At 72.0% G+C, this 18,973-nt stretch carries 18 protein-coding genes; 5 read left to right on the top strand and 13 right to left on the bottom strand.

All coding sequences use genetic code 11. The annotated features are described in order from the left end of the window. Positions 1-336: 336 nt before the first annotated feature. A complete protein-coding gene (locus AB0E02_RS05570) occupies positions 337-1,338 on the bottom strand; it encodes a CU044_5270 family protein (protein WP_362136301.1) in 1,002 nt (333 codons plus the stop codon). Further along, positions 1,331-1,882 (bottom strand): sigma-70 family RNA polymerase sigma factor, encoded by a 552-nt coding sequence (locus tag AB0E02_RS05565; RefSeq protein ID WP_362136299.1) that lies wholly within the window; start codon positions 1,880-1,882, stop codon positions 1,331-1,333. Before AB0E02_RS05565 ends, AB0E02_RS05570 begins: the two co-directional genes overlap by 8 nt. Positions 1,883-2,009: 127 nt before the next feature. On the opposite strand from AB0E02_RS05565, the gene ctaD reads away from it, so the two are divergent. Further along, positions 2,010-3,656, top strand: a complete 1,647-nt coding sequence (ctaD, locus tag AB0E02_RS05560) for a cytochrome c oxidase subunit I (protein ID WP_362136297.1) — start codon at positions 2,010-2,012, stop codon at positions 3,654-3,656. Beyond that, a complete protein-coding gene (locus AB0E02_RS05555; RefSeq protein ID WP_362136295.1) occupies positions 3,653-4,033 on the top strand; it encodes a hypothetical protein in 381 nt (126 codons plus the stop codon). The genes ctaD and AB0E02_RS05555 overlap by 4 nt, the downstream gene beginning before the upstream one ends. Here the strand turns inward: AB0E02_RS05555 and AB0E02_RS05550 are convergent. From AB0E02_RS05550 to AB0E02_RS05535, 4 genes are all read right to left on the bottom strand, one after another. Beyond that, the gene (locus AB0E02_RS05550) at positions 4,023-4,727 is read right to left on the bottom strand and encodes a hypothetical protein (RefSeq protein WP_362136788.1); all 705 of its coding nucleotides are present in this window, start codon (positions 4,725-4,727) and stop codon (positions 4,023-4,025) included. The two genes, AB0E02_RS05555 and AB0E02_RS05550, sit on opposite strands and share 11 nt — an antisense overlap. Before the next feature lie 132 nt (positions 4,728-4,859). Further along, complete coding sequence (locus AB0E02_RS05545; protein WP_362136293.1) at positions 4,860-5,222, bottom strand: DUF6114 domain-containing protein; 363 nt, start codon at positions 5,220-5,222, stop codon at positions 4,860-4,862. Next, positions 5,213-5,833, bottom strand: a complete 621-nt coding sequence (locus AB0E02_RS05540) for a DUF6230 family protein (protein WP_362136291.1) — start codon at positions 5,831-5,833, stop codon at positions 5,213-5,215. The genes AB0E02_RS05545 and AB0E02_RS05540 overlap by 10 nt, the downstream gene beginning before the upstream one ends. Positions 5,834-6,087: 254 nt before the next feature. After that, positions 6,088-7,320: a cytochrome P450 gene (locus tag AB0E02_RS05535; protein ID WP_362136288.1), complete on the bottom strand. Its 1,233-nt coding sequence runs from the start codon at positions 7,318-7,320 to the stop codon at positions 6,088-6,090. Positions 7,321-7,566: 246 nt separating this feature from the next. On the opposite strand from AB0E02_RS05535, the gene AB0E02_RS05530 reads away from it, so the two are divergent. Next, positions 7,567-8,736: a steroid 3-ketoacyl-CoA thiolase gene (locus AB0E02_RS05530; RefSeq protein WP_362136286.1), complete on the top strand. Its 1,170-nt coding sequence runs from the start codon at positions 7,567-7,569 to the stop codon at positions 8,734-8,736. On the opposite strand, the gene AB0E02_RS05525 is transcribed toward AB0E02_RS05530, so the two are convergent. The 7 genes from AB0E02_RS05525 to AB0E02_RS05495 form a co-directional block, all read right to left on the bottom strand. Further along, entirely contained in the window at positions 8,720-9,553 is an 834-nt protein-coding gene (locus AB0E02_RS05525; protein WP_362136284.1) for an ECF transporter S component, read from the bottom strand. The genes AB0E02_RS05530 and AB0E02_RS05525 overlap by 17 nt on opposite strands. Continuing rightward, on the bottom strand, positions 9,550-11,172 hold the full coding sequence (locus tag AB0E02_RS05520) for an ATP-binding cassette domain-containing protein (RefSeq protein ID WP_362136281.1): 1,623 nt from the start codon (positions 11,170-11,172) through the stop codon (positions 9,550-9,552). The genes AB0E02_RS05525 and AB0E02_RS05520 overlap by 4 nt, the downstream gene beginning before the upstream one ends. Then, entirely contained in the window at positions 11,169-12,326 is a 1,158-nt protein-coding gene (locus AB0E02_RS05515; protein ID WP_362136279.1) for a CbiQ family ECF transporter T component, read from the bottom strand. The genes AB0E02_RS05520 and AB0E02_RS05515 overlap by 4 nt, the downstream gene beginning before the upstream one ends. Then, positions 12,323-13,012 (bottom strand): SCO2322 family protein, encoded by a 690-nt coding sequence (locus AB0E02_RS05510; protein ID WP_362136277.1) that lies wholly within the window; start codon positions 13,010-13,012, stop codon positions 12,323-12,325. The genes AB0E02_RS05515 and AB0E02_RS05510 overlap by 4 nt, the downstream gene beginning before the upstream one ends. Beyond that, complete coding sequence (locus AB0E02_RS05505; RefSeq protein ID WP_362136275.1) at positions 13,012-14,358, bottom strand: prenyltransferase/squalene oxidase repeat-containing protein; 1,347 nt, start codon at positions 14,356-14,358, stop codon at positions 13,012-13,014. Before AB0E02_RS05505 ends, AB0E02_RS05510 begins: the two co-directional genes overlap by 1 nt. A 469-nt stretch (positions 14,359-14,827) precedes the next feature. After that, entirely contained in the window at positions 14,828-15,727 is a 900-nt protein-coding gene (locus AB0E02_RS05500; RefSeq protein WP_362136273.1) for an SAM-dependent methyltransferase, read from the bottom strand. A 103-nt stretch (positions 15,728-15,830) separates the two neighbouring features. After that, positions 15,831-16,955: an MBL fold metallo-hydrolase gene (locus tag AB0E02_RS05495; RefSeq protein WP_362136271.1), complete on the bottom strand. Its 1,125-nt coding sequence runs from the start codon at positions 16,953-16,955 to the stop codon at positions 15,831-15,833. Between the two features lie 269 nt (positions 16,956-17,224). Here AB0E02_RS05495 and AB0E02_RS05490 point away from each other — a divergent pair, with 269 nt between their 5' ends. Then, positions 17,225-18,676, top strand: coding sequence for an aldehyde dehydrogenase (locus AB0E02_RS05490; RefSeq protein WP_362136269.1), 1,452 nt, complete (start codon positions 17,225-17,227; stop codon positions 18,674-18,676). Next, positions 18,676-18,930 (top strand): ferredoxin, encoded by a 255-nt coding sequence (locus tag AB0E02_RS05485; RefSeq protein ID WP_362136267.1) that lies wholly within the window; start codon positions 18,676-18,678, stop codon positions 18,928-18,930. Before AB0E02_RS05490 ends, AB0E02_RS05485 begins: the two co-directional genes overlap by 1 nt. Positions 18,931-18,973 lie beyond the last annotated feature (43 nt).

Here is an 18,973-nt window from a genome sequence, read left to right as displayed (position 1 = left end):
CGACCATAGGGGCAGAACGGTTCATCACGGACGGTGCGCGGATGACCGCGCAGGCGGTCGTATACCCGCTCCTTGCAGGGGAAACTCCCTTTTGCCGAGCAATGTGAGGGACCTTCGTCTGTGATCCATCTCGCGGGGATCGGCTGCAACCGTCCACGGCTTTGTGGCATGCGTCACTCGATAGGGCCGCCCGACCGGGCCGGGGCGTACGCCGCCGGGCCATACGCGAAACGGCGCGGCGGCACACAGCACCGCCGCGCCGAGACGGGATCGTCGCGTCCCCTCAAGGATCCGCCATGCCGCGCCGCCCCGCCACTCGGGAGCGCGGCCGCTCCGTCACGGCAGCCACGCCTCGTACGACATCACCTGTCCCGCCTTCACCTTGAAGTCCGGCTGGTCCGTGGTGAAGGTCTCCTCCAGGCCCAGCAGTTCGCCGGTCCGCGGGTCGAGGATCACCATCTGCCGCAGGCCCGCGCCGTCGTGCACATACGCCTCCCCGCGCCGCCCCAGCCGATCGGTGACCGAACCGGCCGGACGCAGGCCCCCGGCGTCCGCCAGCATCCGTACGACGGCGGCCGTTTCGCGCGGACCCGGGGTCCACTCCCCGCGGAACGAAGAGAGCGCCTGCAACAGGGGGGAGACGGTACGGGCGCCGCCCGCCCCGCCGTACAGCCACCCCAGCTGCGCGCGCAGCTTCGCCGGGTCCGTCGGCGGCCGCGTACGGGAGGCCAGGCCGCCGCGCTGCGCCTCGGAGCCCGCCGGGTAGGTCCTGCGGTGCAGGACCTTGCCGTCGCTGACGGTCCGCCAGTGGCCGTCGGCGTCGTGGATGACCGGCCGGCCCGGGTGCCGGGGGTCGGTGGCCACGACCAGTTCGGAGCCGCTGCCGTCCGCGTTCCACCGGGTGATGCGTTCTTCGGGCACGGTGACGGGCGGCGCCGCGTCCGGCCCCTCCTGCATGCTCAGGTACCAGCTCTGCACATGACTGCCCCGGTGCGGCCCGTCCCCCGGAGCGGCCGCCCGGGCCCTGGCCTCGGCCCTGCGCGCGAGTTCGGCCAGCGGGACCGGCCGGGTGTCGGCGTGCGGCACGAGCGGGCCGGGCGCCGCGGCCGCGGGGGTGCTGCCGGCGTCGGAGAGCAGGAAGCAGACCACCGCCACCAGCGCGAGCACCGCCGCCTCCGCGCGCAGCATCAGCCGGCGCCCGGCCCGCCGGGTGCGCGTGTGGTGCAGCAGACGGGCCAAGCCCGCTTCGGCGCGGGCGTCCAGCGGGCGGTCCCGCCAGCGCCCCGCGCCGGCCGGTACCGGATCGGCCGCGCGCAGCAGCTCCAGTTCGTCACCCATTGCGGCCCCCATTGCCGTCGTCTCCTGCTCGTGCGGACACCGTCGTCCGCGTACGGTCGATCTCCGCGCGCAGCCGGCGGCGCGCCCGGTGCAGCCGCATGGCCGCCGCGCCCTGGCCGCACCCGAGGGTCACCGCCAGCTCCTCGACGGTCAGTTCCTCCCAGGCGGTCAGCCGCAGCACCTCCTGGTCGGCGGGCGAGAGCCGGGCCAGTGCCTCGTGCACCCAGGAGCCGGGCCGCTCGGCGTCCGGACTCTCCACGGTCTGCCGCCGGTGCGCCGCCTCGTGGTTGCCGAGGCGGTTCAGCAGCCGCCGGTAGCGGCTCAGTCCGCGCACCGTGTTGGACAGGCAGTTGCGGGCCACTCCGTAGAGCCAGGGCAGCGGGGACTCGGGGAGCTCGGTGCGGCGCCGCCAGGCTATGGAGAAGACCTCCGCCACCACTTCCTCGACCTCGTGCGGCTGCCCGTCCAGCCGTCGCGCCACGAAGCGGCTGACCGCCCAGTAGTGCGCGCGATAGGCCTCGGCGAAGGCGTCGTCCGTGCTCATGAACCGTTGGTGTCCGGCATGCCCTCGATCTTCACACCCGTACCGAGTGACACATGCCACCCCTTCTCGCCCCGCCCGCGGGCCGGTTGGCGGTGAGGAGGGCGGCCCTCCCGGACACCAACGGGGCATGAAGCTCCCCGTGAAGTGGCTCACCACCACCGACCACAAGACGATCGGCACGCTCTATCTGGTCACCGCCTTCGCGTTCTTCTGCGTCGGCGGGCTGCTGGCACTGCTCATGCGCGCCGAACTGGCCCGGCCGGGCCACCAGATCATGTCGAACGAGCAGTTCAACCAGGCGTTCACGATGCACGGCACGATCATGCTGCTGATGTTCGCGACGCCGCTGTTCGCCGGATTCGCGAACTGGATCATGCCGCTGCAGATCGGCGCGCCCGATGTCGCCTTTCCCCGGCTCAACATGTTCGCCTACTGGCTCTACCTCTTCGGATCGCTCATCGCGGTGGGCGGATTCCTGACCCCGCAAGGGGCGGCGGACTTCGGCTGGTTCGCCTATGCGCCGCTCTCGGACGCGGTGCATTCACCGGGAATCGGCGGCGATATGTGGATCATGGGTCTGGCCTTCTCCGGATTCGGCACGATTCTGGGTGCGGTCAACTTCATCACGACGATCATCTGCATGCGTGCGCCCGGCATGACGATGTTCCGGATGCCGATCTTCACCTGGAACGTGCTGCTGACCGGTGTGCTGGTCCTGCTGGCCTTCCCGGTGCTCGCGGCGGCGCTGTTCGCCCTGGAGGTGGACCGTAAATTCGGTGCGCACGTCTTCGATGCCGCGAACGGCGGGGCGTTCCTCTGGCAGCACCTCTTCTGGTTCTTCGGACACCCGGAGGTGTACATCATCGCGCTGCCGTTCTTCGGCATCATCTCCGAGGTCATCCCGGTGTTCTCCCGGAAGCCGATGTTCGGATACATCGGTCTGATCGCGGCGACGATTTCGATCGCCGGCCTTTCGGTCACGGTGTGGGCGCACCACATGTATGTCACCGGCGGCGTGCTGCTGCCGTTCTTCTCCTTCATGACGTTCCTGATCGCGGTTCCGACCGGTGTGAAGTTCTTCAACTGGATCGGCACGATGTGGAAGGGCTCGCTGTCCTTCGAGACGCCGATGCTCTGGGCGGTCGGCTTCCTGATCACCTTCGTCTTCGGTGGTCTGACCGGTGTGATCCTGGCCTCGCCGCCGATGGACTTCCACATCTCCGACTCGTACTTCGTCGTGGCGCACTTCCACTACGTGGTCTTCGGAACGGTCGTCTTCGCGATGTTCTCCGGCTTCCACTTCTGGTGGCCGAAGTTCACCGGCAAGATGCTCGACGAGCGGCTCGGCAAGATCACGTTCTGGACGCTGTTCATCGGCTTCCACGGCACGTTCCTCGTCCAGCACTGGCTCGGTGCGGAAGGCATGCTGCGCCGTATTCCGGACTATCTCGCGGCCGACGGATTCACCGCTCTCAACACCGTCTCCAGCATCTTCTCCTTCCTCCTCGGACTGTCGATCCTGCCGTTCCTCTACAACGTCTGGAAGACCGCGAAATACGGCGAGAAGGTCGAGACCGACGACCCCTGGGGCTACGGCCGTTCGCTGGAATGGGCCACGTCCTGCCCGCCGCCGCGCCACAACTTCCGGTCGCTGCCCCGCATTCGTTCCGAATCCCCGGCATTCGATCTGCACCACCCGGAGGTCGCCCGGGAACTCACGGCCGCGACGGATACCGAGGACCGGTCCGGCAGCGGAATCGAGGCCCGGGCATGAGCGAGCGCATCCGCACCGGTGCGGAAAGGACCTGGGACGGCGAACGGGAGCTGGACCGGGCCGTCAACGAAATCGAGGGCTTTCTGCTCTGGGAGGCGGAGAAGGACCGCGCCCGCACCCGCGCCGATGCCTTCTGCGCGGCACTGCCCTGGCTCACCGACACCCAGCGGCAGGAAGTCGCGGTCCGCTATTGCCAGGACCAGTACGAGACCTCGCGGGCCTATCTGCAGCGTATTGCGGTCCGCAGCGCGAGTCTGCGGACCGAATACGAGGGGGTCTACCGGGTCCTCAGGCGACGTCTGGTCACCGCGTGCGTGAGCGCCACCACGGTGCTGGTGGCCCTGGCGACGGTGGCGGCCGCCGGCCTCACCCGGTGACGGTGATCGAGGACGCCGGATCGGTGGTGTCGCGCACCTGATAGGTGGCGTTGAACGTCGAACTGGTCGCACTGGTGGGGCAGCCGAACCCGCCCACCACCTTCACCGGCACCGAAGCGTTGCTGAAGGCCAGGGTGGCCGGCGCCCCGTTGGTCCAGGTGCCGTTGACGGTGGCCGCCGTGGTGGGCGCCGCGGTCACCGTGCAGGACGCAAGACCGCTGGTCCTGAGCACGAACCCGCCCGAGGGGATGGTCAGCCCGGCGGTCACCGGTGTCCCGTTCTGCATGGCCACGCCCCAGGTGCCGGTCGTGGTGACGGTCGCGCTCACCCCGGGCATGCTCGTCGTACAGGAGCCGTACGTGGCGGGGGTGGTCGAACTGCTCACCGGCCCGGCGTCGTTGTGGTTGCCGGGCGCGGCCGGGACCTGGCCGCTGGACGTCGAGGTCGTGCAGGTCACGGTCACCGATCCGGCGGTGAAGGTGGCCTTGCCGCTGAGGGTGGCGGTGAAGGCGTGGCCGGCGGGGGTCACGGTCGTGGCAGCGGCGGTTGCGGCCGGCTGCGCCATCGCCGGACCGGTCACCCCCGCCGCCAGTCCGACCGCCGCGGCGATCCCGGCACCGGCGACGACCAGCGCCCGCCTACGGGACGTACGGGAGGTTCGGAAGGGGCGGGAGGCCCGGGGCCGGGCGGACATGGGGTCCTGAGCATGCGTCATGGTGGGGTTCCTTCCAGAGGGGGGTTCCAGAGGGGTTCCAGAGAAGTTCCGGAGGGGGTTCCAAGGGGGTGCACAGGGGGTTGTACAGGGGACTCCCGCAACGGGAGTTGGTCACGGAGACGGCGGTTCCGCCACCCCGGTCGGCTGCCAGGCGAAGATCATCGAGCCGCCGAGGATCCCGATGACCGTGCCGATCAGGAAGCCGCCCAGGTTGGACATCACCAGTGCGGCCGCCGCACACAGGACGGTGAGCACCCCCGCGAGCCCCCGGTAGTGCGGGGCGAACCACGCCGAGAGGCCCATCAGGATCATCACCAGTCCCATCAGGACGGACGGGATGCCGGCGATGCCCTGCTGCAGCATGACCTTCAGGGGCGCCAGAGGGATGGCGCAGATCTCGGCGCCGGCGACGACGGCCGCCAGACCGCCCCAGAAGGGCCGTCCCGTCCGCCAGCGCCGCCAGGTCAGAAGCATTCCTTCGTGCCCTTGGAGATCTTCATGTGCAGGCCGGTCAGCTTGAAGGTGCCGGCATTGGTCGCCCAGGCGGTCTGCCGGAGCTTGCTGATGCTGACGTCGTCGGCCTGCTGGGCGAACAGGTCCTGCATGCCCTGCGCGCTGGCCGGGCCCTTGTCCAGCGTGGAGGCGTCCCGGCCGATCTCGATGGCGTGGAAGGACGCGTGGCCGGAGAGCTGGGTGGCGTCCACGAACAGATTGCTGGCCTCGACGGGCGTGCTGCCCGTACCGGCGCTGAGGTTGAGCGAGATGTCACCGATGACGGGCAGGTGGGTGACCACCGACTGGCAGAGGTTGTGGAGTTGGGCCGTCTTGATGGCGGTGACCGCGACCGGCAGGAGATCTCCCCTGGCGTTCGCGTCCACACTGCCGTACTGGGCGAATCCGTCGCCCTTGAGGCTGTCGGCGGACACCTTGAACTGCTGTCCCGATACGGCGAACGAGGCGGCCAGCGCCCCGTTGGCCAGGGCGATGCCCAGGGCCGCGGTGCCGGCGAGGGCCGGGACGGCCAGCACGGCGAACCTGCGCCAGCTGGTGCGTCCCGTGACGGGTCTGCCGTGTGCGTCCTGCATGGTGTGGGTCCCCTTCGTCAGAGCGGTGGAGCGCGCTGTCACGACATGTGGGGGGAGCGTTGTGTGGAGGTGCGCAGGGGAACCGGGCGTGGCACGTGCGGGGGGAAGTCCGGGTTACCCGCGGTTACTTACTGGTGAGTTCGAATGTAAGTCTGCACCTGACGGCTGGCAAGGTTGAGCGGCAAACCCTTTTCGGACATATGGCGGCGCCCGGTGGTCCCTGCCGACCACCGGGCGCCGCGTGAAGCACCGACTCAGCCGTACCGCACCTGGAGTTCCTTCACGCCGTTGAGCCAGGCCGAGCGCAGCCGCCGGGGATCGCCCGCCAGCGCGATGTCCGGCATGGCGTCGGCGATGGCCTGGAAGATCAGGTTGATCTCCAGTACGGCCAGCGACTTGCCGAGGCAGAAGTGCGGTCCGCCGCCCCCGAAGCCCAGGTGGGGGTTGGGGTCGCGGGTGATGTCGAAGACCTCGGGGTGGTCGAAGACCTCGGGGTCGTTGTTGGCGGACGAGTAGAAGATCCCGACCCGCTGGCCCTTCTTGATCTGTGCGCCGCCCAGTTCGGTGTCCTGGGTGGCGGTGCGCTGGAAGGACACCACCGGGGTGGCCCAGCGCACGATCTCCTCGGCCGCGGTGGCGGGGCGCTCGCGCTTGTACAGCTCCCACTGGCCGGGGTGGGTGAGGAAGGCGTGCATGCCGTGGGTGATGGCGTTGCGGGTGGTCTCGTTGCCGGCCACCGCCAGCAGCAGCACGAAGAAGCCGAACTCGTCGGAGCCGAGGTTGCCCTCGTCCTCCGCCGCCACCAGCTGGCTGACGATGTCCTTGGCCGGGCATTCCTTGCGCGCCGCGGCGAGGTTCATCGCGTACGAGATCAGCTCCATCGCCGCATTGCTGCCGACCTCTTCGGTGATGGCCAGTTCGGGATCGTCGTAGGCCACCATCTTGTTGGACCAGTCGAAGATGCGGGCCCGGTCGTCCTGGGGGATGCCGATGAGTTCGGCGATGGCCTGGAGGGGCAGCTCGCAGGCGACGTCGGTGACGAAGTCCCCCGAGCCGTTCGCCCGGGCCCGGGTGACGATGTGGCCGGCCCGTTGGCGCAGCGCGTCCTCCAGTGCCCGTATGGAGCGCGGGGTGAATCCGCGCTGCACTATCTGGCGGACCCTGGTGTGCTCGGGCGGGTCCATGTTCAGCATGATCAGCTTCTGGACGTCGATCTGCTCCCGGGTCATCGAGGCGTTGAACCGGATGATCGAGGTGTTGAGGTTCGCGGAGAAGACCTCCGGTCTGGTGGAGACCTCCTTGACGTCCTGATGGCGGGTGACGACCCAGTAGCCGTCGTCGTCGAAGCCGGCGATGCCGTGCGGCTGGGCGTTCCACCACACGGGCGCGGTCTGCCGCAGCTGCGCGAACTCGGGGAGCGGGACGCGGGACCGGTAGACGTCGGGATCCGTGAAGTCGAACCCCTCGGGCAGCGCTGGGCATGGCATCGGCGACTCCTGGTCCGTGGGCCATCGAGTATCTGACGGGGCATCAGGTGTGGGGTCGCGGTGAAGGTAGTAACGAGTTCTATAAGTGGCAAGGGTCTCGGCGATTCCCGTTCCGGACAAGGGGGTTGCATGCCCCTTGCGCCCCGGGTGGCGGCTCACGAGACTGTTCGCAGAACTAGAACGCGTACTAGTTCTGTTCCGTGGGTGCCGGGACGCCCGCGGACGCGAGGAGAGGACGAGTCAGTCATGGCCGCGGAACCCGTCATCGTCGAAGCAGTACGCACCCCGATCGGCAAGCGCGGCGGCGCGCTCGCCAACCTCCACCCCGCCTATCTCCTGGGGGAGACCTACCGCGAACTGCTCGCCCGTACGGGCATCCAGCCCGACTGCGTCGAACAGATCGTCGGCGGCACCGTCACCCACGCCGGCGAACAGTCGATGAACCCGGCCCGCAACGCCTGGCTGGCCATGGGCCTCCCCTACGAGACCGCCGCGACCACCGTGGACTGCCAGTGCGGCTCGTCCCAGCAGGCCAACCACATGGTCGCCAACATGATCGCCGGCGGAGTGATCGACGTCGGCATCGGCTGCGGCGTCGAGGCGATGTCCCGGGTACCGCTCGGCAGCGGCTCCAAGCACGGGCCCGGCAAGCCCTGGCCCGACGAGTGGAACGTCGATCTTCCCAACCAGTTCGAGGCGGCCGAACGCATCGCCCGCAACCGGGGACTCACCCGCGAGAACGTCGACTCCCTCGGACTGATCTCCCAGGAACGCGCGGCCACCGCCTGGGCCGAGGAACGCTTCAAACGCGAGACGTTCGCCGTCCAGGTCCCCACCACCGAGGACGAACAGGCCGCGGGACAGGGCATGTGGCGGCTGGTCGACCACGACGAGGGCCTGCGCGACACCAGCATGGAGGCGCTGGCCCGCCTCAAGCCCGTCATGCCGACCGCCGTCCACACGGCCGGCAACTCCTCACAGATCTCCGACGGGGCCGCCGCCATCATGTGGGCCTCCAAGCGGATGGCCCGCGCCCTCAAGCTCCGGCCGCGCGCCCGCATCGTCGCCCAGGCCCTGGTCGGCTCCGACCCGCACTTCCACCTCGACGGCCCGATCGACGCCACCCGCGCGGTGCTCGGCAAGGCCGGGATGTCCCTCAAGGACATCGACCTCGTCGAGATCAACGAGGCCTTCGCCTCCGTCGTGCTCTCCTGGGCCCAGGTCTTCGACCAGGACCTGTCCAAGGTCAATGTGAACGGCGGCGCCATCGCCCTGGGCCACCCCGTCGGCGCCACCGGCGCCCGGCTCATCACCACCGCGCTGCACGAACTGGAACGCGCGGACAAGGAGTTCGCGCTGATCACCATGTGCGCGGGCGGAGCACTGGCGACGGCGACGATCATCCAGCGGCTGTAGGGCGGGACTCCTCGAAGGACACCGGGGCGTCGAAGGCGGCGCGGCGGGTGGCCCGGCGCAGGGCCTTCAGGACCGGCCCGCCCAGCGTGCCCGTGAGGACCACGGTGACCAGGGCGCGCGGAAGGTCCCAGCCCAGGGAGGTGGCGAGGCAGTACGCGACGTAGCGGGCGAGGTTCTGGTCCAGCGGGTCGCCCGGCACGAAGGAGACGCCCGAGGCCATGCCCGCGAGGTACGGCCAGCCCTGGAGGTTCATGATCAGGCCGTAGAGGACCGCGGAGACGGCACCGTAGGCGGCGAGCAGTGCCAGCTCACGGCGTCCGCGCAGTTGGTCCGCCCCCGGCAGCAGACCGGCGCCCATCGACACCCAGCCCATCGTCAGCATCTGGAAGGGCAGCCAGGGGCCGACGCCGCCGGTCAGCAGCGCCGAGGCGAACATCGCCACCGAACCCAGCACAAAGCCGAAACCGGGCCCGAGCACCCGGCCCGCCAGCACCATCAGGAAGAACATCGGCTCGACCCCGGCCGTTCCGGCGCCCAGCGGACGCAGCGCGGCCCCGGCCGCCGCCAGCACACCGAGCATGGCGATCGCCTTCGCGTCCAGGCCGACGTCGGCGATGGTCGCCAGCACCACGGCGAGCAGCATCGGCAGCAGCGCGGCGAACAGCCACGGTGCGTCCTTGGAATGGGCGAGCCCGGACGCCGAGTCGGCCAGCAGCGGCCAGCCGAACGCCATCACACCGATCGCCGACACCAGGACCAGCGCGGCGACGGACCGGGGCCCGAGCCGTACCGCACGGGCCTGCCGGCCGGCCGTCATACGGCGCCCTCCAGGGCACCGGCCACCTGCGGAACGGTCAGCCACGGCAGCGGTGCGAGCACCTTCGCGACCTGCGGGGCGAACGACGGCGACGAGACCACCACCTCGTCCGTCGGACCGTCGGCGACCACCTCGCCGTCCGCGAGGATCACCACCCGGTGCGCCAACTCGGCGGCCAACTCCACGTCATGGGTGGCCAGGACGATGGCGTGCCCCTCGGCAGCGAGCGAGCGCAGCACCTCGACCAGGCGGGCCTTGGCGGCGTAGTCCAGGCCGCGGGTGGGCTCGTCGAGCAGGAGCAGGGGAGGCCGGGCGGTCAGCACGACCGCGAGGGCGAGCGCGAGCCGCTGGCCCTCCGACAGGTCCCGCGGGTGCACCGAGTCCGGCACACCGGGCAGCAACTGCGCCACCAGCGCCCGGCAGCTGCCGGCGGGCGCGGCCGCGTCCCGGTCGGCCGCGGCGCACTCGGCGGCGACGGTGTCCGCGTAGAGCAGGTCACGGGGTTCCTGCGGCACCAGGCCGACCTGCCGCAGCAGCTCCCGCGGACCGGTCCGGTGCGGCACGACCCCACCCACGCGCACGGCGCCGGTCGACGGCTGGTGCATCCCGACGAGGGTGCCGAGCAGCGTGGACTTCCCCGCGCCGTTCCGCCCCATCAGGGCGACGGTCTCGCCGCGCCGGACGGACAGCTCCACCCGGTGCAGCGCCTCGATCCGCCCCCGGCGCACGCCGAGTCCGGTGACCTCCGCGACCGGCGCGGCCCCCGGGTCTGCCGCGGCGTCGACCGGCCGTGGTGGTGTGACGTCCGTCAGCCGCGTCCGCAGGGGAACGGCCTTGCGGCGGGCGTCCCGTACGGACAGCGGGAGCGGGGACCAGCCGGCGAGCTTGCCCAGGGCCACCACCGGGGGATGGACCGGGGAGACCGTCATGACGTCGGCCGGTGCGCCCATGACCGGCGGTGCACCGGGAGCGGGAAGGAGAATGACCTGGTCGGCGTACTGGATCACGCGCTCCAGCCGGTGTTCGGCCAGCAGGACCGTGGTCCCCAGATCGTGCACCAGACGCTGGAGGACGGAGAGCACCTCTTCGGCGGCGGCCGGGTCCAGCGCCGAGGTCGGCTCGTCCAGGACCAGGACCTTGGGGTGGGTGGTGAGCACCGAACCGATCGCCACCCGCTGCCGCTGACCGCCCGAGAGGGTGGCCAGGGCCCGGTCCCGCAGCTCGGCCAGGCCCAGCAGGTCGAGGGTCTCCTCGACCCGGCGGCGCATCACGTCCGGAGCGAGCCCCAGCGACTCCATCCCATAGGCGAGCTCGTCCTCGACGGTGTCGGTGACGAAATGCGCCAGCGGGTCCTGGCCCACCGTCCCGACCACATCGGCCAGTTCGCGCGGCTTGTGGGTGCGGGTGTCCCGGCCGTCGACGGTGACCCGCCCGTGCAGCGTGCCGCCGGTGAAATGCGGGACCAGCCCGCAGACGGCGTTCAGCACCGTCGACTTGCCGACGCCGGACGGACCGACCAGGAGACACAGCTCACCCTCCGGGACGGTCAGGTCCACCCCCTGGACGGCAGGCGCGGCAGCGTCCCCGTAGGTGACCGAGACCTGCTCGAACCGGATCACTGGCTGGGCTCCTTCTGGGCGGTCCGGGCGGTGGTGGCGGTCCTGGTGGTGGCCGCGGTGGTGACTGTGGTGGCCGGGGCCGGGGCCGGGGCCACGACGGCGGGGAGGAGGCCGACGAGGAGGGCGGCGGCGGGCCAGAGCGGCAGGACCGGGGCGGTGAGCGGGTAGGCGGGCGGGTGGAGCGCGACGGGGGCGTAGCCGCCGGCCCAGATCGTCAGCCCGGCGACGGCGATGCCGGAGGCCGCCACCAAGCAGGCGCGCGGGCCCCACCGTTCGGGGCGGTAACGGGTGCGCACGGAACGGCGGCCGCCCAGCCAGAGACCGGCCAGTGCCGCCGCCAGCCCGGCCAGGAGGAGGGGCAGGCCGTAGCCGGCCCCGGTGTCACCGAGCAGGCCGTAGGTGCCCGCGCAGACGCCGAGGAGACCGCCGAGGGTGAGGGCGGAGGTGGTGTGCCGCACGGCACGCGGGACTTGGGCGCTACGGCCGTAACCGCGGGCGTCCATGGCCGCGGCCAGCGCCACCGAGCGCTCCAACGCGCCCTCCAGCACCGGCAGTCCGACCTGGAGCAGCGCCGCGAAGCCCCGGTCGGGACGGCCGCGCAGCCGGCGGGCGGCCCGGAGCCGCTGGACGTCGGCGACCAGATTCGGGGCGAAGGTCATCGCGACGACCACGGCGACGCCCGCCTCGTACAGCGCGCCGGGCAGCGACTTCAGCAACCGGGACGGGTTGGCCAGCGCGTTGGCGGCGCCGACGCAGATCAGGAGGGTGGCCAGCTTCAGCCCGTCGTAGAGGGCGAAGACCATGCCTTCCGCGGTGACCCGGCCACCGATCCGGACGCCCTCGGCCCAGTCCGGCAGCGGCACTTCGGGAAGCGTGACGAGCGTGTGGGTACCCGGGATCGGCGAGCCGAGGACGAACGCGAAGACCAGCCGGATGCCGATCACCACCAGCCCCAGCTTCACGAACGCGCCGTACGAGCGGGCCCACGGCGCGTCCGTACGCCGCACCGCGACGACATAGCCGGCCACCCCCACCAGCAGCCCGAGCAGCAGCGGATTGGTGGTCCGGGAGGCCGCGGTGGCCAGTCCGAGCGCCCACAGCCACCACGCGCCGGCGTGCAGCGCGGTGGTCCGGGTCGCCTGCGGGGCGCTCATCCGCGCCGGCGGCGCGCCTGCCACCCGGCCGCCGCACCGAGCACGAGGACGGCCGCACCGCCGCCGAGCAGACCCGCGGACGGGCCGCCGCCGGCGCCGTGAGCGTCGTCGGCCTTGTGGGTGTTCCCGTCGCCGGAGCCGGCAGAAGGGGAGCGGGAACCGGAACCGGAGCCTCGATCGGGGTCCTTCACCTGGTCCGCGCAGCCCGATTCCGGGTAGCCGGCGATCCCGCACAGCAGCGCGTTGGAGTCGTAGCGCAGCGGCCGGGCGACCGCGGCCAGCGCCTCACCCGCCGAGGCGTCCTCGGGCACCTGGGCACAGGCGGTCCGCGCCTTCGGGGGCCGCTCGCCGTCCGGGGCGTCCGCGGCGGTGCCGAAGTCAAGGACGATGCCGATCCGCTTGCGGCCGTCCTTGGCGGGCGTCGCGCCGCACACGGCGTCGAAGTCGGCGGCCGCACGCGGCTTTCCGGCCGCGGCGGAGTCCGCGCCGACGGTGAAGCGGAAGCCCTCGACCGCGCCATCGGCCGGCCGCAGGGTGGCCGGCCCCTGGGTGGCGTACGCCCAGGAGCCGTCCTTGCCACCGCCGTTCCAGAACGACCAGTAGCGGTACTCCTGCGCCTGGGCGGGGGCGGCGGCCGGACCGGTGAGGGTGCCGGCCACCAGCACCGCCGTCAGTGCCCGACGCATCAGAGGCCGTTCTTCCCGCGGTTCTTGCGGCCGCTCAGCAGGAAGCCGATGCCGGCGCCGATGGCCAGGCCGACGGCGACGACCCATACGACGCCCATGCCCCCGCCCTCGTCGCTCTTCGCGTCCTTCTCCGACTTCGTGGACTTCTCGGACACCGCGGCCGGCTTGGGGCCGGTGGCGTTCAGGGCGGACACCAGGTCGGTGCCGCCGAACGCGCGCGGGTCCGTACCGGTGGCGTGCGCGGCGAGCACCAGCTGCGCGTACGCGGCCGGGCCGTTCTGCCGGGCCCAGCCGGCGGCGTTCTTCTCCAGCCACGCGAGCGGCCGCTGCGCGGCGGAGCGGTGGCCCCCGGCCGCCAGTGCCACCACGGCGTCGGCGGTGTTGCCGACGTCCGGCTGCTTCTCCGCACCCGGCATCGCCGACATCAGATGCTGCCCGTTCTTGCCGAGCTGAGCGACGAGGTAGGCGGCGGCGCCGTCCGCGGCCCGCGCCCGGTCCGCCGCGGCCGCCCCCGCCTGCTTGCCCTCACCGGCGCCGCCCTCCGTACCGTCCTTGCAGGTCAGCGGCTTGACCGGAGCATCGGCGGCACCGTTTGCAGGGGCGACGACAAAGCCCTTGCCGAGCGCGCCGGTCGCGGCCGCCGCGGTGGCATCGGCGTTCGGTGCCGCGCCCTTGAGCTGGAAGGTGAACGCGCCGCGGCCCTCCTCCTTGGCGTCGCAGCCCAGCCGGAAGGTGAGCAGCCCGTCGTACGGGGTCCTGCCGCCCTTCTTCGAGATGACCGACTCCGGCTGGTGACCGGCCGCCGCCAGCGCGCCGATGACCACGGAGGTGGAGTTGGCGTCGCTGGGCGAACCGGGCATCGAGGGCCAGCCACCGTCGTCGTTCTGCACCGACTTGAGCCACTCCACGGCCTTCGTCACGCTCTTGCCGTGCCCGCCGAGCGCGGCCAGCGCCTGCACCGCGGCGGCCGTCTGGTTGGTGTCCCGCATCGTCTTGGCGTCACACGCCTTGGCCGGGTCGGCCCGGAACGCGGGGTACGAACCGTCCGCGCACTGCTGCCCGACCAGCCAGTCCACCGCCGGGGCCGCGGGCCGCACGCCCACCGTGTGCTGGGCCAGCAGCGCGAGCGACTGCCGCCAGACACCGTCGTACTGCGGGTCCTTGGTGCCGTACAGCCCGGCGGGCAGCTTCTGCGGGGACGGGGACGGGGCGGCGGCGAACGCGGCGGGGGCAGCGGCCGCGCCCAGGGCCACCGCGGCCGCCAGCGCCGTGGCGGCGCGGCGTGCCAGGAAGGCGACGGGGTGCGTCGAAGGGGCCTGGTGAGCCATGGAAGCCATGGGGGCCATCGGGTCGGTGCCTCTCGGGTCGGGTCGCGGCCGTGCACGCAGCCGCGCTCGGCCCACCCGCGCAGCGATCCTGCGATCGGGCGCGGTGGCACCGGGCTCGGCTCCGTATACCTCGACGGTGCCGCGCACCGGCGGCCCGCAGGGGGCGGTACCGGTGGCGCGAGCCTTGGCCGTGCCCCATCGGGTGCTCCGGCTCGTCCGGCCGGATCGCCGCGCGCGGCGCGACCGGCCGTCCTCACGGATGGGGGTGCCCCCGGGCTCGAACGAAGCCGAGAGCTTGGGGGAGGGTCAGCGCCGGATTTCCACCGGCTTCCCCCGATCGGGTACGGATGACGTTGTCCCGCACACCTTAACCGGCCACCGGCCGGGGGCCACCGGCGCGGGGAGGGGCCCCGCCCGGCGGAGTGCGCCCCCTCGGACGCGCCGGCCGGCCGGGACCCGCGGCCGATCGGAACGCGCCCCGGGTGTGCTAGCAGGCCGGGGCCTCCCGGTCGCCGCGTACGGCGACGACGAAGGCAGCACGACCGTCCGCCCCGCCACCGTCAGCCTTACCGGCCCCCTCGGCCAAGGCCCGCCCGTACGACGCCGCGACCGTCTCGCGGGCGTACGTGTGCGGCCGCCAGCCGTGCCGGCCCAGCCAGTCGTCGGCCGGCTCGTCGAGGCCGCCCTGCCACAGGGCGCTGATATCACGCATCGACGGCAGGGCACGACCGCCCGCCATCATCGGGCTGTTGCGGAAGTCCCCGGAGCCGGGGAGGGCGAGTCGGCTGCCCGGGGCGGACTGCTCGCCGATCGTGGTCAGCAGCCGGGCGGCCTCCGCCGCCGACAGATAGACCAGCAGGCCCTCCACGAGCCAGGCGGTCGGCTGGTCCGGCACGAAGCCGGCGGCCCGCAGCGCCGCGGGCCAGTCCGTGCGCAGGTCGGCCGCGACGGCGGTACGCGCGCACCGCGGCCGGGCGCCCTGCTCGGCCAGCACCCGCTCCTTGAAGGCCAGCACCTCCGGCAGGTCGACCTCGTAGAGGCGTACGCCGTCGGGCCACGGCAACCGGTAGGCGCGGGTGTCGAGGCCGGCGGCGGGCACCACCACCTGGCGGAGGGTGTGTTCGGTGGTGGCCGCGATCAGGTAGTCGTCGAAGAAACGGGTGCGCAGCACGATGTGCCGGAACATCCCGCGGTAGAACGCCTCCCGGTGGGCGGCGGGCACCTCCGCGTCGTCCGTCCGCGTGTCCGCGGCGGGCGGCGGCGGGGCGGCGGCCACGAAGGCCGCGGCGTACGGGTCGTCGAAGAGCCGGTCCGGGCGGGCGCTTTCGGCCGCGCGGATCCGGGCCACACCTAGTGCCGTGGCGGCGACGCCGCGCAACTCGCCCATGAGGGGCCTCCGGAGGTGAGGGAACAGAAGCGGAACGGTGAGCAGGGTGGTGGCCAGGTTAACGACTTTAGTTGCCCGAGGCTACTGAATTCCGCCTGGGTGGCTACACCGCCTGGTACCGCGCCGGACCCCCGCCCGCCGGCCGCTCCACCTGCTCGACCTGTCCCAGCTTCACCAGCCGGCGCAGATGGGCCTCGGCCTCCGAGACCGCGATGTTCCGCGATCCGTAAGGGATCTGTTCCCAGGGGCGGTTCCACTCCATGCGCACCGCGAGCTCCCAGGGGGTGAGGGGTTCGCGGAACAGTGCTCGCAGTCCGGAGAGCCGCTCTTCATGGTGAGCGATGAGCTCGCGCACGCGTCCGCCGGCATCGGTGAAGGCGTGCTGATGCGCGGGCAGGACCTCGGCGGGTGCGAGACGGGCGACGCGTTCGAGGGAGTCGAGGTAGTCGCCCAGGGGATCGGTGGCCGTGGCCTCGTCCGGGTCCTCGTACAGGCCGATGTGCGGGGTGATGCCGGGGAGGAGATGGTCGCCGGAGAACAGCCGCCCGAAGCCGCGTACTTGACCGTGCCCGCCCTGCCGGGGGCCGGTACCGGCGCCCCCGTCACCAGTCCCGGCACCAGCACCGGTGTCGGCCCCCGGGTGCTCCTCCTCCAGGTGCAGGCACACGTGGCCCGGCGTATGGCCCGGCGTCCAGACGGCGCACAGCCGGCGCCCCGGGAGGTCGAGCAGCTCGCCAGGGGCGATGTCGCGGTCCGGCAGCGCGGCCTGCCGGCCCGGCGGTTGGCGGCCGCTCCTCCCCTTGGCGCGTGCGTCCCGCAGTCGGGCCAGATGCTCGTCCGGTGCGCCCGCGGCGACGAGCTTGGCGATCAGGTAGTCGAGCCACTGCCCCGGTACGGCCGCGCGGGTGCGGCGTACGACGGCGGTGTCCGCGGCGTGCATCGCGATCCAGGCGCCGGACGCCTCACGCACCTTGGCGGAGAGCCCGTGGTGGTCGGGGTGGTGGTGGGTGATCAGTACGCCGTGGAGATCGGTGAGGGCGAACCCGCAGGCGGTGACACCGGCCAGCAAGGTGTCCCAGGAGTCCGGGTCGTCCCATCCGGTGTCGATCAGCACCGGCCCGCGGTCGGTCTCCAGGAGGTGGACGAGGGTGTGGCCGAGCGGATTGTCCGGGATGGGGACGGCGATGCTCCAGACCCCGCCCTTGTGGTCGATCACCTGCGCGCCCATCGTGGTCCCCTCTCGTCGAAACCGTCCTCACTATAACTAGAACGAGTTTCAAGAGATCGGGTAAGTGCCCACCGCATCCGTGGAGTTGAGCGGGTCGGATTCGGCCCACGTCGTGGACTCCTCCCACGGGAACTGGTAACAGTTCCTGATGCGGCAGGGCATCTGACGAACCGTCAGCAAGGTGCGTAGTGGGTAGCGATGCGCAGCAAGGGCGCGCGGTAGCGCCATCGTCAACAGCAGGTCATCGTCATCGTCGGGAGGCGGCAGCCATGAGCGACCTCGTCGAGCACGGAAAGCTCTACATAGGCGGTGAGTGGGTCGATCCGGCCGGCCGGGACACGATCGAGGTCGTCTCGCCGCACACCGAGCAGGTCATCGGCCGGGTCCCGCACGCCTCGCGGGCCGATGTCGACCGTGCGGTGGCCGCGGCCCGCACCTCCTTCGCGTCCGGGGTGTGGGCGAACGCCCCGCTCGCGGACCGGATCGAGGTGGTGACCCGGATCAAGGACGCCTTCGCGGCGCGCAGCGAGGAGATCGCCAGGGTCATCAGCTCGGAGAACGGCACCCCGTACACCTCGGGCGTCATGGTGCAGTCGCTGGCCGCGGTGCTGGCCTGGGACGCGGCGCTCACGGTGGCCCGGGACTTCCCGTTCGAGGAGCGGCGGGCCGGGGTGCTGGGCCCGATCCTGGTGCGGCGGGAGCCGGCCGGGGTGGTGGCGGCCGTGGTGCCGTGGAACGTGCCGCAGTTCACCGCCGCCGCCAAGCTCGCGCCGGCGCTGCTGGCCGGGTGTTCGGTGGTGCTGAAGGTGTCGCCGGAGACTCCGCTGGACGCGTATGTCCTCGCGGAGATCGCGACCGCGGCCGGGCTGCCGGCGGGGGTGCTCTCGATCCTGCCGGCGGACCGTGAGGTGAGCGAGTACCTCGTCGGGCATCCCGGCGTGGACAAGGTGTCGTTCACCGGGTCGGTGGCGGCGGGCAAGCGGGTCATGGAGGTCGCGGCCCGGAACCTCAGCCGCGTCACGCTGGAGCTGGGCGGCAAGTCGGCGGCGGTGATCCTGCCGGACGCCGATCTGGACGCGGCGGTGGCCGGCATCGTGCCGTTCGCGTGGATGATCAACGGGCAGGCGTGCGTGGCGCAGACCCGGATCCTCGCGCCGCGCAGCCACTACGACGAGATCGCCGAGCGCTTCACCGCGGCGGCGTCCGCGCTCACCGTGGGCGACCCGCTGGATCCGGCCACCGAGGTCGGCCCGCTGGTCGCCCGCCGGCAGCAGCAGCGCTCGTTGGACTACATCGCGCTCGGTCAGAAGGAAGGCGCCAAGGTCCTGGCCGGCGGCGGCCGGCCGAAGGGGCAGGCCACCGGCTGGTACGTCGAGCCGACGCTCTTCGGCGAGGTCGACAACGGCATGCGGATCGCCCGGGAGGAGATCTTCGGACCGGTGATCTGCCTGCTGCCGTACGAGGACGAGGCGGAGGCGGTACGGATCGCCGACGACTCCGACTACGGGCTGTCCGGCTCGGTGTGGACGGGCGATGTCGAGCGCGGGATCGACGTGGCGCGGCGGGTGCGGACCGGCACGTACTCGGTGAACACCTTCAGCATCGACATGCTCGGACCGTTCGGCGGCTACAAGGACTCCGGGATCGGGCGGGAGTTCGGGCCCGAGGGGTTCGGTGAGTATCTGGAGCACAAGATGATCCACCTGCCGGCGGGTGCGTGATGGCGGACGCGGAGCGGCGGACGGCGGCGCGGTGGCGGGTGGAGGTCGACCGGGGCGTGTGCATCGGGTCGGGGATGTGTGTCGGCGCGGCGCCGGACGGGTTCCGGCTGGACACCGCGCGGCAGTCCCGTCCGGTGGCGACGGAGACGGAGCCCGGCGAGCGCGTACTGGCGGCGGCCGAGGGGTGCCCCGTGGAGGCGATCACGCTCACCGAGGCGGACAGCGGGGCGGCGGTGTTCCCTCCGGAGGAATGAGCCCTCCCTCTCGTGAGCGAGGGGGACCAGGGGGAGGCGCCCC

The sequence above is a fragment of the Streptomyces sp. NPDC048196 genome, from assembly GCF_040652715.1.
GTDB lineage: Bacteria > Actinomycetota > Actinomycetes > Streptomycetales > Streptomycetaceae > Streptomyces > Streptomyces siderophoricus.
The sequence above is the reverse complement of the archived record's forward strand: the minus strand, read 5'-3'. Positions and strand labels throughout refer to the sequence as shown.